Source organism: Streptomyces sp. UNOB3_S3, from assembly GCF_020740895.1.
Classification (GTDB): domain Bacteria; phylum Actinomycetota; class Actinomycetes; order Streptomycetales; family Streptomycetaceae; genus Streptomyces.
The window spans coordinates 1-18,153 of the sequence record NZ_JAILXP010000122.1; the positions used below are offsets into that span (position 1 = coordinate 1).

Genomic DNA, 18,153 nt, shown 5'->3' on the forward strand with positions numbered 1-18,153 from the left:
CCGCGGGGGCGGTACGGGCCTCGTGGGGGGACCCGCAGGGGCCGCTGGAGCCGGCCAATACCAACGAGGTGCAGGGCGGCAAGGTCCTCGACATGATCTTCCGGGGGCTGAAGCGGTACGACCCCCGGACCGGCGCCGCCGTCAACATGGTCGCCGACCGGATCGTCAGCCCCGACCAGCGGCACTTCACCATCACCCTCAAGGACGGCTGGACCTTCAGCGACGGCGAGAAGGTCACCGCGAGATCCTTCGTCGACGCCTGGAACTACGCCGCCCTCGTCGACAACAAGCAGAAGAACGCCTCCTTCTTCCAGGACATCGAGGGTTATGAGAAGGTCCACCCCGCCAATGGGTCCCCTACCGCCCGTACCCTCTCCGGACTCGCCGTCAAGGACGAGCGGACCTTCACCGTCGCGCTGCGCACCACGTTCTCCACCTGGCCCGACACCCTCGGCTACTCCGCCTACGCGCCGCTGCCCAGGGCCTTCTACGACCAGCACGAGAAGTGGCTGAGGAAACCCATCGGCAACGGGCCGTACCAGATCGACTCGTACACCAAGGGCTCCCAGATGCGGCTCACCCGCTGGGACGGCTACGCGGGGCCCGACAAGGCCCGCAACAGCGGTGTGGAGCTACGGGTCTACACCGACAACAACACCGCCTACACCGACCTCCAGGCCGGCAACATCGACCTCGTCGACGACATCCCCAGCGCCCAGCTGAAGAACGTCAGGACGGACCTCGGCGACCGCTACATCAACCAGCCCGCCGGCATCATCCAGACCCTCGTCTTCCCCATGTACGACGCCGCCTGGAACAAGCCCGGCATGGAGAAGGTCCGGCTGGGCCTGTCCATGGCCATCGACCGGAAGCAGATCACCGAGCAGATCTACCGGAAGACCCGCACCCCCGCCACCGACTGGACCTCACCCGTTCTCGGCGTCAAGGGCGGCTTCAAGGAAGGGCTGTGCGGTGACGCCTGCGGCTACGACCCCACCCGGGCCAGGAGGCTCATCGAGGAGGGCGGCGGGCTCCCCGGCGGCCGGGTCACCATCACCTCGAACGTCGACACCGGCTCCCACCGGCTGTGGATGGACGCCGTCTGCAACAGCATCAACAACGCCCTGGGCAAGGACCAGGCCTGCACCGTCAACCCCGTCGGCACCTTCGCCGACTTCCGCAACCAGATCACCGACCACCGGATGACCGGCATGTTCCGCTCCGGCTGGCAGATGGACTACCCGCTGATCCAGAACTTCCTCCAGCCGCTCTACTACACCGACGCCTCCTCCAACTACGGGAAGTTCAGCGACCCGGGCTTCGACAAGCTCGTCGACGAGGCCAACGCCGAATCCGACCGGGCCAGGGCCGTCGCGACGTTCCAGCGGGCGGAGAGGATCCTCGCCGCGCAGATGCCCGCCATCCCGCTCTGGTACCAGAACGGCAGCGCCGGCTACTCCACCGACATCGCGAACGTCGAACTCAACCCCTTCAGCGTGCCCGTCTACGAGCGGATCACCGTCAAGTAGCCGGCCGGCCGGACGAATCGGGAGTCGTGATGGGACGGTATGTGATCCGACGGCTGCTCCAGATGATCCCCGTGTTCATCGGCAGCACGTTCCTGATCTTCCTCATGGTCTACGCCCTCGGCGACCCCATCGCCGCGCTCTTCGGCGACAAGGCGCCCGACCCCGCGACCGCCGCGCGCATCCGCCAGGAGCTCTACCTCGACAAGCCCCTGTGGCTCCAGTACGGCCACTACATGGGGCAGATCCTCACCGGGAACTTCGGCACCGCCTTCAACGGGCAGGAGGTGCTGGAGCTGATGGCCGACGCGTTCCCCGTGACCGTACGCCTCACGATCGTCGCCATCCTCTTCGAGATCGTCATCGGCGTCACCCTCGGCCTCCTCAGCGGACTGCGCCGCGGCCGCTCCCTGGACACCTCCGTGCTGCTGCTCACCCTGATCGTGGTCTCCGTGCCGACCTTCGTCAGCGGCTATGTGCTCCAGTACCTCATCGGCGTCAAATGGGCGGTGGTCTCCCCGTCCGTCTCGCCCGAGGCGCCCTTCGACGAACTCCTCCTGCCGGGCGTCGTGCTCGCCCTCACCTCACTCGCCTACGTCACCCGCCTCACCCGCACCTCCATCGCCGAGAACTCCCGTGCCGACTACCTCCGCACCGCCGTCGCCAAGGGCCTCCCCAGGCACCGCGTCATCACCCGGCACCTGCTGCGCAACTCCCTCATCCCCGTCGTCACCTTCATCGGCACCGACATCGGCGCCCTGATGGGCGGCGCCATCGTCACCGAGCGGATCTTCAACATCCACGGCGTCGGCTTCCAGCTCTACCAGGGCATCCTCCGGCAGAACTCACCCACCGTCGTCGGTTTCGTGACCATCCTCGTCATCGTCTTCCTCATGGCGAACCTGCTCGTCGACCTCCTCTACGCCGTGCTCGACCCGAGGATCCGCTATGCCTGAGCCGCCCCCACCCTCGCCCGGACCACCCCCGGGACTCCCGGAGCCCGCGTACGCCGACCCCTCCGACCCGAACGCCACCATCACCCCCGGGGGCGGCGGCGCCATGACCCTGGCCACCAGCGACGCGGCCACCCTGGAGAACGGCCCCGTCCCCGGCGGCACCGGGAGCGGCAAGGCCCGCAGCCTCTGGTCCGACGCCTGGCACGACCTGCGCCGCAACCCCGTCTTCCTCATTTCCGCGCTCGTCATCGCCTTCCTCGTCCTCATCGCGATCTGGCCCCAGCTCATCGCCGGCGGCAACCCGCTCAGCTGCGACCTCGCCAGGGCCCAGGACGGCCCCGTGCCCGGCCACCCCTTCGGCTTCGACACCCAGGGCTGCGACGTCTACACCCGTACGGTCCACGGCGCGCGGGCCTCCATCACCGTCGGCGTCTGCGCCACCGCCGGGGCCGCGCTGCTCGGCGGCGCGCTCGGCGGACTCGCCGGGTTCTACGGCGGCTGGTGGGACGCGCTGCTCTCCCGGCTCGCCGACATCTTCTTCGGCATCCCGATCATCCTCGGCGGACTCGTCTTCCTCTCCGTCGTCCCCAGCGGCTCGGTCTGGCCCGTCGTCGGCTTCATCGTGCTGCTGGGCTGGCCGCAGATCTCCCGCATCGCCCGCGGCTCGGTCGTCGGCGCCAAACAGCACGACTACGTCCAGGCCGCCCGCGCCCTCGGCGCCGGCAACGCGCGCCTGCTGCTCCGCCACATCGCGCCCAACGCCGTCGCGCCCGTCATCGTCGTCGCGACCATCGCGCTGGGCACCTACATCGCGCTGGAGGCGACTTTGTCCTTCGTCGGCGTCGGCCTCCGGCCGCCCACCGTCTCCTGGGGGATCGACATCTCCAACGCCTCGATCCAGATCCGCAACGCCCCGCACATGCTGCTGTGGCCGGCGGGCGCGCTGAGCGTCACGGTGCTCGCGTTCATCATGCTCGGCGACGCGGTCCGCGACGCCCTCGACCCCAAGCTGCGCTGAGGGAGGCGTACGTGACCACTGCCGTGACCAAGCTGCTCGACGTACGCGATCTGCGCGTGGAGTTCCGCACCCGGGACGGGGTGGCCAAGGCCGTCAACGGGGTCAGCTACTCCGTCGACGCGGGCGAGACCCTGGCCGTGCTCGGCGAGTCCGGCTCCGGCAAGTCCGTGACCGCGCAGGCCGTCATGGGCATCCTCGACTCGCCGCCCGGCCATGTCACCGGCGGCGAGGTCCTCTTCCGCGGCCAGGACCTGCTCACCATGGGCGAGGAGCACCGGCGCCGGATCCGCGGCGCCAAACTGTCCATGATCTTCCAGGACGCCCTCTCCGCGCTGAACCCCGTGATGACCGTCGGCGCCCAGCTCGGCGAGATGTACGAGGTCCACGAGGGCATGACCCGCAAGGACGCCCGCGCCCGGGCCGTCCGGCTGATGGACCGGGTCCGCATCCCCGCCGCCGGGCAGCGGGCCGGGGACTACCCCCACCAGTTCTCGGGCGGTATGCGCCAGCGCATCATGATCGCGATGGCGCTGGCCCTGGAGCCGGACCTGATCATCGCCGACGAGCCGACCACCGCCCTGGACGTGACCGTCCAGGCGCAGGTGATGGACCTGCTGGCGGAGTTGCGGAACGAGTACGACATGGGGCTCATCCTCATCACCCACGACCTCGGCGTCGTCGCCGACGTCGCCGACAGGATCGCGGTGATGTACGCGGGCCGGATCGTCGAGACCGCCCCCGTGCGCGAGCTCTACGCCGCGCCCGCCCACCCGTACACCAAGGGCCTGCTGGACTCCATCCCGCGCCTGGACCAGAAGGGCCGCGAGCTCTACGCGATCAAGGGCATGCCGCCCAGCCTCACCGCCATCCCGCCCGGCTGCCCCTTCAACCCGCGCTGCCCCCTGGCCCAGGACATCTGCCGCACCGACCGGCCCCCGCTGTTCGCCGTGGCCCCGGGCCGCGGCAGCGCCTGCCACTTCTGGAAGGAGACCCTCGGTGAGTCTGGTGAAAGCTGACGGTGAGGCGATCCTTCAGGTACGGGACCTGGTCAAGCACTACCCGCTGCACCGGGGCATCCTCTTCAGGAAACAGGTCGGCGCCGTCCACGCTGTGGACGACCTCTCCTTCGACCTGCGGCGCGGCGAGACGCTCGGCATCGTCGGGGAGTCCGGCTGCGGCAAGTCCACCGTCGCCAAGCTGCTCGTCCACCTGGAACGGCCGACCGCCGGGCGGATCCTCTACAAGGGCGAGGACATCACCCGGCTGTCCGGGCGCGCGCTCAAGGCCGTGCGCCGCAACATCCAGATGGTCTTCCAGGACCCGTACACCTCGCTCAACCCCCGGATGACGGTGGGCGACATCGTCGGGGAGCCCTTCGAGATCCACCCCGAGGCCGCGCCCAAGGGCAGCCGGCGGGCACGGGTGAGGGAGCTGCTGGAGGTCGTCGGCCTCAACCCCGAGCACATCAACCGTTACCCGCACCAGTTCAGCGGGGGACAGCGGCAGCGCATCGGCATCGCGCGGGGGCTGGCGCTACGGCCCGAGGTGATCGTGGCCGACGAGCCGGTCTCGGCGCTGGACGTCTCGGTGCAGGCACAGGTGGTCAACCTGCTGGCGCGGCTCCAGGAGGAGTTCGAGCTGTCGTACGTCTTCATCGCGCACGACCTGTCCGTGGTGCGGCACATCTCCGACCGGGTCGCGGTGATGTACCTCGGGCGCTTCGCGGAGGTGGGCACGGACCGGGAGATTTACGAGTACCCGACGCACCCGTATACGCAGGCGCTGCTGTCGGCGGTGCCCGTGCCGGATCCGTCGGCGCGGGAGCGGCGGGAACGGATCATCCTGACGGGCGATGTGCCGTCCCCGGCGGACCCGCCTTCGGGCTGCCGCTTCCGTACGCGGTGCTGGAAGGCGCGGGAGAAGTGTGCGGAGGTGGTGCCTGGGTTGGAGGTGCCGGAGTGGTTCCGGGGTGGGGGGCCGGTGGCGCATGCGTCGGCTTGTCACTTCGCGGAGGAGCGGGGTGTCGTTCCGACGGATTCCGGGGACGGGTGAGGTCGTTCGGGGACGGCTACCACTCCCTCGGGACGACCTCCACCCCCATCGGCTGCAGCGCCAGCGCCGGTCGTGGCCGGATCCGTTCCGGCCGGACGAGTTCCAGCCGGAAGCGGCGCCAGATGTCCGCGACGATGTGCACCGTCTCCGTCGTCGCGACCGCCGCGCCGATGCAGACGCGCGGGCCGAGGCCGAAGGGGAAGTACGAACCGCGGGGCACCGACGGGCCCTTGCCCGTCCAGCGCTCGGGGCGGAACTCCTCGGCGTCCTCCCAGTGGCGGGGGTCGCGGTGGGCGACCCACTGGCTGACGGTCACCGTCGTGCCGGCGGGGACGAGGTGGCCGCTGAACTCCATGTCCTCGGTGGCGTCGCGGCTGGTCAGCCAGACCGGGGAGTAGAGCCGCAGGGACTCGCGGACCACCGCGTTGGTGTACGGCAGGGCCTCCATGCGGGCGAGCCCGGCCGGGGTGGCGGCGAAGGCGGCCTCGGCCTCCGCCCGTACCCGTTCGGCGATCTCGGGGTGGCGGGCGAGGAGGACGCTCGTCCAGACGACGGCGTCGTTCGTCGTCTCGAACCCGGCCATGATCAGGGTGGCGAGCTCGTCGCGGAGCTCGTCCGGGGTCGGGGGCGGGTCGCCGTGGACGAGCGCGTGGAGGACGGGCGCCCGGTCGGGGTCGGCGTCCGCGGGGGAGGCGGCGAGGGCGCGCAGGGTGCGGTCGACGCGGGCCATCGAGCGCCGGATGCGCAGCTTGCGCGGGGTGGGCACCCATTCGGGCAGCAGCACGGGCGAGGTCGACAGGTCCATGATGGGGGCGACCAGCCGGGCGATCTCGGCGGTGTCCTCCTCGCCGAACTCGTCACCGAACATCAGTGACGTCACCAGCCGCAGCGTCAGCACGGAGACGTCGTCCTGGAGGTCACGAGGGGCGCCGGGGCGCCAGCCGGCGAGCATGCGGTCGCCCTGGTCGGCGACGATCTCCGCCGCCTTGGTGGAGAGCTTGCGGCCGAAGGCGGGCTGCATCCGGTGCCGTTTGGCCTGCCAGGTGGCGCCGTCGCTGTTCATGGTCGACAGCGGGAAGCCCTGGCGGCGCGAGCCGCGCCGGGTGTCCGCGCTGGCCTTGGAGAACTTCGCGTTCCGGTCGACCAGCATCCGTTCGACGTCGCCCGGCGAGGTCAGCAGCACATTGTTGGCGCCGAGCCGCACCACGTCCCCGTAGGTGCGGGAGCACTCGGTCAGGAAGCCGAGCGGGTCCGAGCTGAACGCGTGCAGATTTCCCAGGTACTTGTCCCCGCCCGGGCCCGGGATACCGGTGCCGGCGCCGGGGGAAGCGGCGGTGGTCATGGACGCCTCGTTGGATCGGTCGGGGGACGGAAGGCCGGTGGCCGCGGCATCGCTGCCGCGGCCACCGGGTGAGTCACCGTGCCGGTTTAGTAGTACGAGTACGGCAGGGTGAGGCGGTCCTTACGAGTGAGCCGGGCGAAAAGGGCCCCGGTGAGGATCATCTTGCGCATGGCGTGCACCTCCTTCTCGAGCTCGTCGATTCCCTGAGGGATCGCTTCCTGGTGTGGCCACCACCGCTCCGCGATGGTGAGACAGTAGGCATGTGCCTCTGGGATAACAAGAGTTGACAGGAATCCCGCGCGCATGGTTCGGCGGGTGGTGTTCCGCTTGCTGAGCGCCGGTTTCGCGCGCTCTTTCACCGTAACCCGGAGCCTCTCATTACGGGCCGGGCCGGAACTCGGGAAAGTGGCAGGCGGTCAGATGCCCCTCGCCGTCGCCCTCGGCCGGCACCAGCGGAGGCACCTCCTCCGCGCACTTCTCCCGCGCCTTCCAGCAGCGCGTGCGGAAGCGGCAGCCCGACGGCGGCAGGATCGGGGAGGGGACGTCGCCCGTCAGCCGGATCCTCTCCCGGGCCGTTCCACCGGCGTCCGACGCCTCCGGGACCGCCGACAGCAGCGCGTGGGTGTACGGGTGGCGCGGGCGGCGGTAGATGTCGTCGCGGTCGCCGGACTCCACGATCCTGCCGAGGTACATCACCGCCACGCGCTGGGAGAAGTGCCGTACGACGGCCAGGTCGTGGGCGATGAACAGGAACGCGATGCCCAGCTCGCGCCGGAGCCGGGCCAGCAGATTGACCACCTGCGCCTGGATGGAGACGTCCAGGGCCGACACCGGCTCGTCCGCGACGATCACCTTGGGCTCCAGTGCCAGCGCGCGGGCCACGCCGATGCGCTGCCGCTGGCCGCCGGAGAACTCGTGCGGGAAGCGGTTGTAGTGCTCCGGGCTGAGGCCGACGACCTCCAGCAGCTCACGGACCCGGGCCTCGCGGCCGCCCGGGGGAGCGATGCCGTTGATCTCCATGGGCCCGGAGATGATCTTTCCGACCGTCTGCCGGGGGTTGAGCGAGGAGTAGGGGTCCTGGAAGATCATCTGGATCTCGGAGCGGACCGGGGCCAGCCGTTTGCGGTCGGCGTGGGTGATGTCCTCGCCCCGGTAGCGGATCCGGCCGGCCGTCGGCTCCAGCAGCCGGGTCAGCAGCCGGCCCGTCGTCGACTTGCCGCAGCCGGACTCGCCGACGAGGCCGAAGCTCTCCCCGGCCCGTACGGCCAGGTCGACGCCGTCCACCGCCTGGACGGCGCCGACCTTCCGCTTCACCGGGAAGCCGCCCATGATCGGGAAGTGTTTGGTCAGGCCCTCGGCGACGAGCAGCGGCTCGCCGCCGGCCCGGTCGGGAATGCTGTGGGTCATGGTGGAGGCGCTCCTCAGCCCAGTCGGGGCCTGATCTGCTCGGTGAAGACGGTCTGCCGCTGTCCGGCCGTGAGGTGGCAGGCCGCCCCGCGGCCCGCCGGCGCCTCCGGGCGTTCCGTTTCGCACCGGTCGCCCCCGACGAGGGAGGCGTACGCGCAGCGCGGCCGGAACGGGCAGCCCGGCGGCGGGGCCAGCAGGCTCGGCGGGGTGCCGGGAATGGGGGTGAGCGGCTCCGCCACGTCCGAGGTGAGGCGCGGCATCGAGCCCAGCAGGCCCCAGGTGTAGGGGTGGTGGGGCTCGCGCAGCACCTCGCGGACCGGGCCGCGCTCGACGACCCGGCCCGCGTACATCACCAGCAGGTCGTCGACGGTGTGGGCGACGACGCCCAGGTCGTGGGTGATCAGGATGATCGATGAACCGGACTGCCGCCGGAGGTCCCCCAGCAGATCGAGGATCTGCGCCTGGACGGTGACGTCGAGGGCCGTGGTCGGCTCGTCGGCGATCAGCAGCTCGGGGTCGCAGACCAGGGCCATGGCGATCATCGCGCGCTGCCGCATCCCGCCGGAGAACTGATGGGGGTAGTCGTCCACGCGCAGCGCGGCGTTGGGGATGCCGACCTTCTCCAGCATCTCGACCGCGCGCAGGCGCGCGTCGCGGCGGGAGGCGCCGGTGTGCTTGCGGAAGGGCTCGGCGATCTGGCGGCCGACGGTGTAGTAGGGCGAGAGGGCGGTCAGCGAGTCCTGGAAGATCATGGCGACCTTGTCGCCGCGGAGCTTCTCCAGGACGGGTTCGGGGGCGGTGGTCATCTCCTGGCCGTCCAGAAGGATTCCGCCCTCGATCGTGGTGCCGCGCGGGTCGTGGAGCCCCAGCACGGCGAGCCCGGTGACGGACTTGCCGGAGCCGGACTCGCCGACGATGCCGAGGGTGCGGCCGCGGTGGAGATCGAGGGAGAGGTCGTCCACGGCGTGGACGGTGCCGTCCTCCGTATGGAAGCGGATACGGAGGTTCTGGACGGCGAGGAAGGGGCGGTCGGTGGTCACGTGTCGGTTTCTCCAGATCGGGTCCGGGGCTCGCCCTCGGTCATGCCAGCCGTACCCTCGGGTCGATGAACGCGTAGGCCGCGTCGACGACGATGTTGGCGACGACGATCGCCGTGCAGCCGACGAGCATCACGGCCATCAGCGTCGGCAGGTCCGTCTCGCTGACGGAGGAGACCGCGAGCCGCCCCAGCCCGTGGAGGCTGAAGGTGAACTCCGTGATGATCGCCCCGCCGAACAGCGAGCCCAGGTCGATGCCGAAGATGGTGACGATCGGCGCCATCGCCCCGCGCCACGCGTAGCGGAAGAAGACCGTGCGTCTGCCGAGGCCCTTGGCGCGCGCGGTGCGCACATGGTCCTCGGCGAGCTGCTCGATCATCTGGGAGCGGGTCATCCGGCTGTAGTTGGCGATGAAGATGATGGAGAGCACCAGCCAGGGGATGATCATGCCCGTGAACCATTTCACCGGGTTCTCGGTGATCGGGTAGTAGGCGGGGTTGTCCATCCAGTGGAGCCCGCTGACCAGCACGGCGAGCGCGATGACGCCCACGAAGTAGATCTGGAGGGCGTTGCCGAGGAGGGACAGTGAGCTGACGGCCTTGTCGATCCAGGTGCCCCGGAAGGCGGCGGCGAGCATGCCGATGCCGACGCCGACGGTGAGGAAGACGGCCGCGCCGCCGAGGGTGATGGAGAGGGTGGTGGGGAAGCGGTCGACGATCGTGCCCCAGACCGGCTGCTGGTTGGAGAAGGAGTAGCCGAAGCAGGGGGCGGGGCAGTGGCCGACGGTGAGGTCGCGGCCGGCGAAGAGGCCGGTCATGTAGTGCCAGTACTGGACGGGCACGGGCTGGTCGAGGCCCAGGTTCTTGTTGATGACCGCGAGGGAGTCGGCGGTGCAGTTCTTGCCGCAGGACATCAGGGCGGGCTCGGAGGGCAGCGCGAAGAAGAGGAAGAACGTGATCGCGCTGATCAGCAGGATGATGACGATCGCGCCGAGGGTTCGGCGGGCGAGGAATCTCAGCACGAGCTCACCGCTTGACGAACACGGCGGTCGGGTCCACGGTCCCGTACACCGGGTGGTACTTGACCCCGCCGAGGTTCGAACCCCACAGCGAGAACTGGTTGTTGTAGAAGGTCGGCACGCCCGGCACGTCCTCGGTGAGGATCTTGTCGGCGAGCTTCTGCCACGCGGGGGCCGCCTGCTTGACGTCGGGCAGCGCGCTGATGCGGTCGATCTCCGTGTTCACCTTGGAGTCGTTGAGGTGACCGTAGTTCTGGGCGCCGTCGGCGATCTGCCGGCCGTCGAAGAGCGGCGGGACGACGGTCGAGGAGACCGGCCAGTCCGCGCCCCAGGAGGTGCGGTAGAGGTCGAAGCCGTTCTGCACCTTGGCGATCTCCGTGCGCCAGACGTTGGAGTCGACCTCCTTGCGCTGCACCTTGAAGCCCGCCCGCTCCAGGGCCTGGACGACCACGACCTGGACCTTCTGCTGGACGTCGGTGTTGGCGTAGGCGTAGACGACCTCCTGGCCGAGCTTCCCGGCCTCCTTCAGCAGCTCCTTCGCCTTTTCCGGGTCGCCGGCGGGCTTGGCCTTCTTCCCGAAGGGGTCGGTCGGCTGGTAGCCGTCCATGGCGGGGGAGAGGAAGTTGGTGGCGATCACCCCGGCGGTCGCCCCGCCGTTCTGCTGGAGGATCTGCCCGTTGGGCATGGCGTACGCCAGGGCCTTGCGGACCCGTACGTCCTTGAGGCGGTCGGTGTTGAAGCTGATGTAGTCGACGTACGGCTGGATCTCCAGCAGCCGGCGGTTCTTGGTGTCGGCCTGGGCGAGGACCTTCTCCGTCATCTCCGGGGCGACGGCGTTGCTGAACGACAGGGCGTTCTTGTCGGCGCCCTGGTCGGCCAGGAAGCGCCGGGTGGAGTCGGCGTACTGGTGGCCGAAGCTGATCTCGAACCTGTCCGCGTACTGGTGGCGGATGGGGTCGCTCTTGGGGTCCCAGTGCTCGTTGCGTACGAGGGTGAGGGATTTGCCGACCTTGTAGTCGCCGACCTTGTACGGGCCGGAGGAGAAGGGCGCGTTGTCGTACTTCTGCTGGGTGTCCTTCTCGGCCTTGACCGGGCCGATGTTGGGCATGGCGGTGGCGAAGGGGGTGTCGGCGTGCGGTGTGCGGAAGTGGAAGACCACCGTCTTGTCGTCCGGGGTGTCCAGGACGGACGCCGGCAGGTGCTGGCCCTTGTAGGGGCCGTCGGGCAGCGCCTTGCGGAAGTCGTTGCCGTCGCCGGAGAGCCACTGCGGGATGTAGAGGGGGCCGTCCGTCTCGAAGGAGGCGTAGAGCCGCTCGACGCCCCAGCGGATGTCCTTGGCGGTGATCGGCGAGCCGTCCTCGAACTTCAGGCCGTCCTTGAGGGTGAACTTCCAGGTGCGGCCGCCGTCCGAGGGGGTGCCCGCGTCGGTGGCGAGGTCGCCGACGACCTTGACCCGGCCCTTGTCGTCCGTCTTGTAGGAGGTCAGGGTGCGGTTGTAGAGCATCTGGTTCGTGAGGACGTCGGCGTAGTAGATCTGGCCCGGGTCCAGGTGGTTGAAGGCGTCGCGCTGGAGGACGCCGATCGTGCCGCCCTTCCGGGCGCCCTGGACCTCGGGGGCGGGGCCGGTGGAGTCGGCCTTGGTGCCGATGGAGTAGTTGGCGGACCTGGTCTTGTCCTCGCCCGGCCCCTGGCTCTTGTCACCGTCCCCGCCGCCTCCGCCCCCGCTGCTGCACGCGGAGAGCATCATGGCGCCCGCCGCCACGGCGACGGCGGAGAGCCGCGCTCCGGACCTGAGGGACCTTGACATTCGAGTCATGGATCGCTGCACCTGCCTGTTCGCCGGACGGATCGTGACATGTCATGGCAGTGACGCGTGGCCGGTGGGCCGTCAGCGTCTGATCCGGGGGTCGAAGGCGTCCCGGACCGAGTCCCCGAGCAGATTGAAGGCGACCACGAAAACGATCATCGCGAGCCCGGGGAAGAAGATATAAGTGATGTCGCTTTCGTAGTACTTGGCGCCGTTGGCGAACATCCGGCCCCAGTCGGGGGTGGGCTCCAGGATCCCCACGCCGATGAAGGACAGCCCCGCCTCGATCGTCACGGTCGTGGGCAGCATCAGCGTCGCCTGCACCAGGATCGGCGTCCAGAGGTTGGGCAGCAGCTCCTTGGTGATGATCCGCCAGGGTGAGGCGCCGGTGACCTTCGCCGCCTCGATGAACTCCCGCTCCCGCAGGCTGAGCACCTGCCCGCGCAGCAGTCGCGCCAGCCCCATCCAGCCCAGCACCCACAGCACCAGAATCAGGGTGATCACCCGCAGATACGTCGGGGTCTCCTTGCCGGGGCTGACGAAGAGGGAGTAGACGACGGGCGTGAAGGCGACGAACGACAACTGGGCCGGGAAGGCCAGCAGCAGGTCGATGAAGCGGCCCAGGAAGTAGTCGGTCCGGCCGCCGAGGTAGCCGGCGGTCACCCCGACCACGATGCCGGTGAGCACGCACAGCACCGTGGCCGCGGCGGCGATCAGCAGCGAGGTGCGGATGCCGTAGACGAGCTGGGTGAGCACGTCACGGCCCAGGGTCGGCTCGATGCCGAACCAGAACTCCCCGGAGATCCCGCCGTTGGGCCGGACCGGATAGCCGTACTGATTGAGCAGCCCGGTCTCGTTGAGGCCGTAGGTCGTGGTGGGGTCCTTGCCGTAGAGCAGGGAGATCAGCGGGGCCGCCAGCGCGACCACGAAGAAGAACAGCACGATCCAGGCGGAGACGACGCCGGCGCGGTCACGTCGGAAGCGCCGCCACATCAGCTGTCCGGGCGAGCGGCCCACGAGCCCGGCCGCGCCCGGGACGGCGGCCCCGGCGGGCGGGGAGGCCGGGGAGGGCGCCTCGGAAGGGCTCTGGGAAGGACTCGTCATCGCGCACATCCCCCGCAACTCTCGTCACCACGGCCACTCGTGGCAATCACCAACACGGGTGAGCTGAGCGGACTTTCGCAATGGGCGCGCGGTGCAGTCAAGGGGGCCGGTGCGCAGGATGCGGTCTTCTGCCGCATCTTGAGCGAAGGTTGTGCGGATTGAGGTGGCGGCGTGCTTGACAGCAGGTCAAGCACGCCGGCCCGATGTCACCCCAGGAGGGTCAGCCGATCTTCAACGACCGCTTGAGGAAGTCCACTTGGAGCAGCAGCAGATTCTCCGCCACCTGCTCCTGCGGGGTCATGTGCGTCACGCCCGACAGTGGCAGCACCTCGTGCGGACGGCCCGCCGCCAGCAGCGCCGAGGAGAGCCGCAGGGTGTGGGCGGCGACCACGTTGTCGTCCGCGAGACCGTGGACGATCATCAGCGGACGGGTTTGATCCGCCGGCGACGACAGACCGTCGTCGGTGACGAGGGAGTTGCGGGCGTACACCTCCGGCCGCTCCCCGGGCAGGCCCAGATAGCGCTCGGTGTAGTGGGTGTCGTACAGCCGCCAGTCGGTGACCGGCGCGCCCGCCACGGCGGCGTGGAAGACGTCGGGACGGCGCAGCACCGCGAGGGCCGCCAGATAGCCGCCGTACGACCAGCCGCGGATGCCCACCCGGCCGAGGTCCAGCGGGAACTCCTCCGCCAGCGCGAGCAGCGCCTCCACCTGGTCGTCCAGGGTGACGCCCGCGAAGTCGTCGTGGACAGCCTTCTCCCAGGCCGGCGAGGTGTGCGGGGTGCCCCGGCCGTCCGCGACGACGACTGCGAAGCCCTGGTCGGCGAACCACTGCGAGGTCAGGTGGGCGTTGTGCGTCGCGGCGACGCGCAGCCCGTGCGGCCCGCCGTAGGGGTCCATGAGCACCGGCAGCGGCCCGTCGCCCTCCCGGTAGCCGCTCGGCAGCAGCACGGCGGTGGGGATCCCGCGCGCGCCCGCCCGGACGAACCGGGGCCGGGCGGCCAGTACCGGGGTCTCGGCGTGGGAGACCACGGAGGAGATCTGCTTGCCGTCGCGCAGCACCCGCACCTCCGTCCCGGGCCGCTCCGGGTCCGCCGACGCCAGGACGGTCACCGCGCCCGTGCGGACCGCCGAGTGCCGGCCCCGGCCCTCCGAGACGCGCTCCACGCCGTGCTCGCCCACCCGGTACACATGGGCCTCGCCCAGCTCCGGATCGGCGGCTCCCGCCCCGGCGGACGCGGCGAAGAGGATGTCGTCCTCCCCGATGTCCAGCACCGCCAGTACATGCAGCTCCGGTCCCGTCAGCGTCCGGTCGCCGGCCATCAGGGCCCGGGCCCCGCTCTCGTCGGAGATCCGCAGCAGCTCTCCGGAGGGCGTCCAGGCGGGCACACCATCGAAAAGTTCAAGCCACTTCGGATCCTCGTCCGTGTGGAGCACGAGCGTGGACCCGGAGGCCGTGTCGACGGTGAGGTACGCCTGGGTCCGCTGGTCGCGGGCCTGGACGAGCAGCAGCGGCGGCCCGTCCGCCGACCAGTGCACCCGCGCGAGATAGGGGAAGCGCTCGCGGTCCCACTCGATGTCCGTCCACGAGCCGTCCAGGCCCGCCAGGGCGAGCGACACCTCCGCGTTGGGGGTGCCGGCCGCCGGGTAGGCGACCTCGGCGGGCGCGCTGTCCGGGTTGGCCGGATCGGCGATCCACCAGCGGCGCACGGGCGCGTCGTCCACCCGGGCGACCAGCAGCGCGTCGCTCTCCGGCGACCACCAGAAGCCGCGCGAACGGTCCATCTCCTCGGCCGCGACGAACTCCGCCAGCCCCCACGAGACGGTCCCGCCGTCCGGCTCGGCCAGCGCCGTGTCGCGGCCGTCGCCGCCGGCCTCCACCACCCGCAGGGCGCCGTCCGCGACATACGCCACGCGGCGGCCGTCGGGGGACGGCCGGGGGTCGCTCACCGGTCCCGGCACGTCCAGCTCACGGGCCGTCCCACCGCGCAGCTCGGCCACGAACAGCCGGCCGGAGAGCACGAAAGCGGCCAACTCCACGGCGGCGTCGACCGCGTACGACACCACGCCCGCCGCCCCCTCGCGGCTGCGCTCGCGGCGCGCCCGCTCCTCGGCGGACAGCTCCTCGTCCTCGCCGCCCAGCAGGGCGAACGGATCGGCGGCCGGATACTCCCGGCCCTCCTCCAGATCCAGCACCCACAGGACGTTCGCCCGGTCGGTGCCCGCACGGGAGCGCAGGAAGACGACCCTCGAGCCGTCCGGGGAGACGCTGAAGGAACGGGGCGCGCCGAGGGTGAAACGCTGAGTACGGGCGTGCTGACGGGGAAACGAGAGCTGTCCGGTCATGCGGGGGAGCCTACGGCCCTTACCACCGGGTTCACCCAAGACGGCGAGAACTCGCCGTGCGCCCCGTGTTTGCTCCTGTGCTCCGAGTCATGCACGCGCACGGAAAGTTATGATCGCTCGCGCATAGTGGGTACGAACCCCGGTGTCCGCGTGCCCTCGGGCATTCGTATGCCGTCCGCTCGAAAGCCGTCCGTCCGACCGCGCGTCCCTGGAGGTGAGCCGCTGTGGCACTCTCGATTTCGGCGGTGGTGCTGCTGGCGATCATCGTCATCCTGCTGGTCCGGAAATCCGGGCTGAAGACGGGCCACGCCGCGATCTGCGTGCTGCTGGGGTTCTACCTCGCCAGCTCCTCCGTGGGCCCGACCATCCACCAGTTCACGTCCAGCGTCACGGCCATGGTCAGCAACATCAAGTTCTGATGGGCCGGACGGGCCGGCCCGGCCGGGGCGACCGGCGGGGGCGGGCACGGGCACGGCGGTCGCGGGCGGCAGCCCGGCGGACCGCCGTGAACCGTAGGCTGTCCCCATGACCGATCTTCCCGGCCGCCGGCTGCTCCTGGTGCACGCGCACCCGGACGACGAGTCGATCAACAACGGCGCGACCATGGCCAAGTACGCGGCCGAGGGCGCCCACGTCACGCTGGTGACCTGCACGCTCGGTGAGGAGGGCGAGGTGATCCCGCCCGCCCTGGCGCACCTGACCGCCGACCGGGACGACACCCTCGGCGCCCACCGCGCGGGCGAACTGGACGCCGCCATGGCGGAGCTGGGCGTCACCGACCACCTCCTCCTCGGCGGCCCCGGCCGCTACCGGGACTCCGGCATGATGGGCGCCCCGCAGAACGACCACCCGGACTGCTTCTGGCGCGCCGACGTGGACGAGGCCGCCACGTCCCTCGTGGAGGTGATCCGCCGGGTTCGCCCCCAGGTCCTGATCACCTACGACGAGAACGGCGGCTACGGCCACCCCGACCACATCCAGGCCCACCGCGTCGCCATGCGCGCGGCCGAGCTCGCCGCCGAGCCGGCCTTCCGCCGCGACCTGGGCGACCCCCACGGGATCGCGAAGATCTACTGGAACTGCGTCCCGCGCTCCGTGGTCGAGGCCGGCTTCGCCCGGCTGCGCGAGGCCGGCCGGGAGGGCGACCTCTTCCCCGGCATCGCCTCCGTCGACGACGTCCCCGGCGTGCTGCCCGACGAGGAGGTGACGGCCGCGGTCGACGCCTCCGCCCACGCGGACCGGAAGGCGGCGGCGATGCGCGCGCACGCCACGCAGATCGCCGTGGACGGCCCCTTCTTCGCCCTCTCCAACGACCTGGGCCAGCCGCTCTTCCCCACCGAGTACTACCGGCTCGTCCGGGGCGAGTCCGGTGCGGCCCCGGGCGCCCGCGAGGACGACCTGTTCGCCGGGACGGGCGCGTGACCGGGCCCATGGACAACAGCGGACTGTTCACCGTGCCCGGCCCCGGGCGGCTCGCCGCCTACCTGGGCCTGGCCGTCCTCGGCTTCGTCACGGGAGTGGCGGGCGCCCTCGTCCAGGGCGGCTGGTTCCCCGGCGGACTGCTGCTGGCTCTCCTCGCCGTCGGCGGGCTGTGCTACGGCTCGGTGGTCGCCACCCGCAGCCGGGTTGGCGGCGCGGCGGCCGGCACGGGCTGGCTCGTCTCCGTGCTCGTCCTGGCGGCCAACCGGCCGGAGGGCGACTTCCTCTTCGAGGCGGGCCTGGGCTCGTACGCCTACCTCCTCGGCGGCATGGCCGTCGCTGTGATGTGCGCCACGGTTGCGAAAGTGCCGCAACCGGGCGGCGCTTAGGCCCGACTTGGGAAGTGTCGTGATGATTTCTACCCGACTGTCATCCGGCCGGTCGGGGGAGTGATCCAGCAGTCGTCGAATACGGGCCCGTGGTCCCCAGTATGGTGGTGCGCGCCGCCGAGCCTCCCCTGGCCTCCGGCAATGGGCGACCCCTAGCGAGGTCAAGAGGGCGGCGAAGAGTAATCGGGAGATCCTGCTTTGAGCCGTGCATCTGACAGTTCGTCCTCCGGGGCCCAGGGCCGCGGCGGTGCCGCCTACCCCTCGGGCACCACGCCCTACGGGACCCCCCAGGGGGAGGAAGCCGCGCCGGGCTCCGCCGGTTCGCCGGCCCCGGCCGCCAATCCGAGCGAGCCGAAGACCGAGACCACGATGACGACGCGGATCCGCATCAACATCCCGGGCTCGCGCCCCATTCCGCCCGTCGTCATGCGCACGCCCGTCGACAGCGAGGGCGGCGCCGCGGACGCGGCCGCCGTCGCGCCGTCCGGGCCCGGCGCGCCCTCCGGTCCGGCCACGCCTTCCGGGTCCTCCGCGCCCTCCGCTTCCGCGCCCGCCGGGCCCCGTAGGTCCGGTCTGCCGCAGCGCCCCAAGCCGACGAAGAAGACCCCGGCCGCAGCGGCCGGCGCGGCCGCCGCCGCGGGTACTCCGGGTTCCGCTTCCGATTCCGGTTCGGGCTCGGGGGCGAGCGACTGGTTCGCGCCGCGCAAGTCCTCCGGGGCGGCCCCGCCGCCGCC

Annotated in this window: 16 protein-coding genes and 1 pseudogene; 9 read left to right on the forward strand and 8 right to left on the reverse strand. The window is 70.8% G+C overall.

The genetic code is table 11. The features are described from left to right. From K6I33_RS15525 to K6I33_RS15545, 5 genes are all read left to right on the forward strand, one after another. On the forward strand, positions 1-1,529 hold a 1,529-nt coding region (locus K6I33_RS15525; protein WP_229352186.1), incomplete at its 5' end, for an ABC transporter substrate-binding protein. A 29-nt stretch (positions 1,530-1,558) separates the two neighbouring features. Next, the gene (locus K6I33_RS15530; RefSeq protein ID WP_229352187.1) at positions 1,559-2,482 is read left to right on the forward strand and encodes an ABC transporter permease; all 924 of its coding nucleotides are present in this window, start codon (positions 1,559-1,561) and stop codon (positions 2,480-2,482) included. Beyond that, a complete protein-coding gene (locus K6I33_RS15535; protein WP_374284668.1) occupies positions 2,475-3,500 on the forward strand; it encodes an ABC transporter permease in 1,026 nt (341 codons plus the stop codon). The genes K6I33_RS15530 and K6I33_RS15535 overlap by 8 nt, the downstream gene beginning before the upstream one ends. 11 nt (positions 3,501-3,511) lie before the next feature. Then, complete coding sequence (locus K6I33_RS15540; RefSeq protein WP_229352188.1) at positions 3,512-4,516, forward strand: ABC transporter ATP-binding protein; 1,005 nt, start codon at positions 3,512-3,514, stop codon at positions 4,514-4,516. Then, complete coding sequence (locus tag K6I33_RS15545; protein ID WP_374284671.1) at positions 4,497-5,552, forward strand: ABC transporter ATP-binding protein; 1,056 nt, start codon at positions 4,497-4,499, stop codon at positions 5,550-5,552. Before K6I33_RS15540 ends, K6I33_RS15545 begins: the two co-directional genes overlap by 20 nt. 16 nt (positions 5,553-5,568) lie before the next feature. Here the strand turns inward: K6I33_RS15545 and K6I33_RS15550 are convergent, their stop codons facing one another. The 8 genes from K6I33_RS15550 to K6I33_RS15585 form a co-directional block, all read right to left on the reverse strand. Further along, on the reverse strand, positions 5,569-6,894 hold the full coding sequence (locus tag K6I33_RS15550; RefSeq protein ID WP_229352191.1) for a cytochrome P450: 1,326 nt from the start codon (positions 6,892-6,894) through the stop codon (positions 5,569-5,571). An 86-nt stretch (positions 6,895-6,980) separates the two neighbouring features. Continuing rightward, positions 6,981-7,064 (reverse strand): cittilin family RiPP precursor, encoded by an 84-nt coding sequence (locus K6I33_RS15555; protein ID WP_275126706.1) that lies wholly within the window; start codon positions 7,062-7,064, stop codon positions 6,981-6,983. A gap of 208 nt (positions 7,065-7,272) precedes the next feature. Further along, positions 7,273-8,301 carry an ABC transporter ATP-binding protein gene (locus tag K6I33_RS15560; protein ID WP_229352195.1) on the reverse strand — a complete coding sequence of 343 codons (1,029 nt, stop codon included), beginning with the start codon at positions 8,299-8,301 and terminating at the stop codon, positions 7,273-7,275. Between the two features lie 14 nt (positions 8,302-8,315). Then, complete coding sequence (locus K6I33_RS15565) at positions 8,316-9,341, reverse strand: ABC transporter ATP-binding protein (RefSeq protein ID WP_229352197.1); 1,026 nt, start codon at positions 9,339-9,341, stop codon at positions 8,316-8,318. 40 nt (positions 9,342-9,381) lie between these two features. Then, positions 9,382-10,359 (reverse strand): ABC transporter permease, encoded by a 978-nt coding sequence (locus tag K6I33_RS15570; protein WP_229352199.1) that lies wholly within the window; start codon positions 10,357-10,359, stop codon positions 9,382-9,384. Positions 10,360-10,363: 4 nt separating this feature from the next. Beyond that, complete coding sequence (locus tag K6I33_RS15575) at positions 10,364-12,163, reverse strand: ABC transporter substrate-binding protein (protein WP_229352202.1); 1,800 nt, start codon at positions 12,161-12,163, stop codon at positions 10,364-10,366. An 81-nt stretch (positions 12,164-12,244) separates the two neighbouring features. Next, entirely contained in the window at positions 12,245-13,267 is a 1,023-nt protein-coding gene (locus K6I33_RS15580) for an ABC transporter permease (protein ID WP_229352204.1), read from the reverse strand. A 220-nt stretch (positions 13,268-13,487) separates the two neighbouring features. Beyond that, complete coding sequence (locus K6I33_RS15585; RefSeq protein ID WP_229352206.1) at positions 13,488-15,611, reverse strand: alpha/beta fold hydrolase; 2,124 nt, start codon at positions 15,609-15,611, stop codon at positions 13,488-13,490. Positions 15,612-15,835: 224 nt separating this feature from the next. Here K6I33_RS15585 and K6I33_RS15590 point away from each other — a divergent pair, with 224 nt between their 5' ends. The 4 genes and pseudogenes from K6I33_RS15590 to K6I33_RS15605 form a co-directional block, all read left to right on the forward strand. Further along, positions 15,836-16,030, forward strand: coding sequence for a hypothetical protein (locus tag K6I33_RS15590; RefSeq protein ID WP_126915863.1), 195 nt, complete (start codon positions 15,836-15,838; stop codon positions 16,028-16,030). A 106-nt stretch (positions 16,031-16,136) separates the two neighbouring features. Then, complete coding sequence (gene mshB / locus K6I33_RS15595) at positions 16,137-17,033, forward strand: N-acetyl-1-D-myo-inositol-2-amino-2-deoxy-alpha-D-glucopyranoside deacetylase (RefSeq protein WP_229352208.1); 897 nt, start codon at positions 16,137-16,139, stop codon at positions 17,031-17,033. Positions 17,034-17,041: 8 nt separating this feature from the next. After that, a complete protein-coding gene (locus K6I33_RS15600) occupies positions 17,042-17,419 on the forward strand; it encodes a DUF6113 family protein (protein ID WP_229352215.1) in 378 nt (125 codons plus the stop codon). A gap of 198 nt (positions 17,420-17,617) precedes the next feature. After that, positions 17,618-18,153: pseudogene (locus K6I33_RS15605) on the forward strand (hypothetical protein); the annotation flags it as partial.

What these genes read in the sequence shown, in the direction of transcription:
- K6I33_RS15585 (WP_229352206.1), bottom strand. Translation starts at nt 15,611, where the DNA reads ATGACCGGACAGCTCTCGTTTCCCCGTCAGCACGCCCGTACTCAGCGT.
- K6I33_RS15580 (WP_229352204.1), bottom strand. Translation starts at nt 13,267, where the DNA reads ATGACGAGTCCTTCCCAGAGCCCTTCCGAGGCGCCCTCCCCGGCCTCC.
- K6I33_RS15575 (WP_229352202.1), bottom strand. Translation starts at nt 12,163, where the DNA reads ATGTCAAGGTCCCTCAGGTCCGGAGCGCGGCTCTCCGCCGTCGCCGTG.
- K6I33_RS15600 (WP_229352215.1), top strand. Translation starts at nt 17,042, where the DNA reads ATGGACAACAGCGGACTGTTCACCGTGCCCGGCCCCGGGCGGCTCGCC.
- K6I33_RS15530 (WP_229352187.1), top strand. Translation starts at nt 1,559, where the DNA reads ATGGGACGGTATGTGATCCGACGGCTGCTCCAGATGATCCCCGTGTTC.
- K6I33_RS15555 (WP_275126706.1), bottom strand. Translation starts at nt 7,064, where the DNA reads ATGCGCAAGATGATCCTCACCGGGGCCCTTTTCGCCCGGCTCACTCGT.
- K6I33_RS15535 (WP_374284668.1), top strand. Translation starts at nt 2,475, where the DNA reads ATGCCTGAGCCGCCCCCACCCTCGCCCGGACCACCCCCGGGACTCCCG.
- K6I33_RS15560 (WP_229352195.1), bottom strand. Translation starts at nt 8,301, where the DNA reads ATGACCCACAGCATTCCCGACCGGGCCGGCGGCGAGCCGCTGCTCGTC.
- K6I33_RS15550 (WP_229352191.1), bottom strand. Translation starts at nt 6,894, where the DNA reads ATGACCACCGCCGCTTCCCCCGGCGCCGGCACCGGTATCCCGGGCCCG.
- mshB (WP_229352208.1), top strand. Translation starts at nt 16,137, where the DNA reads ATGACCGATCTTCCCGGCCGCCGGCTGCTCCTGGTGCACGCGCACCCG.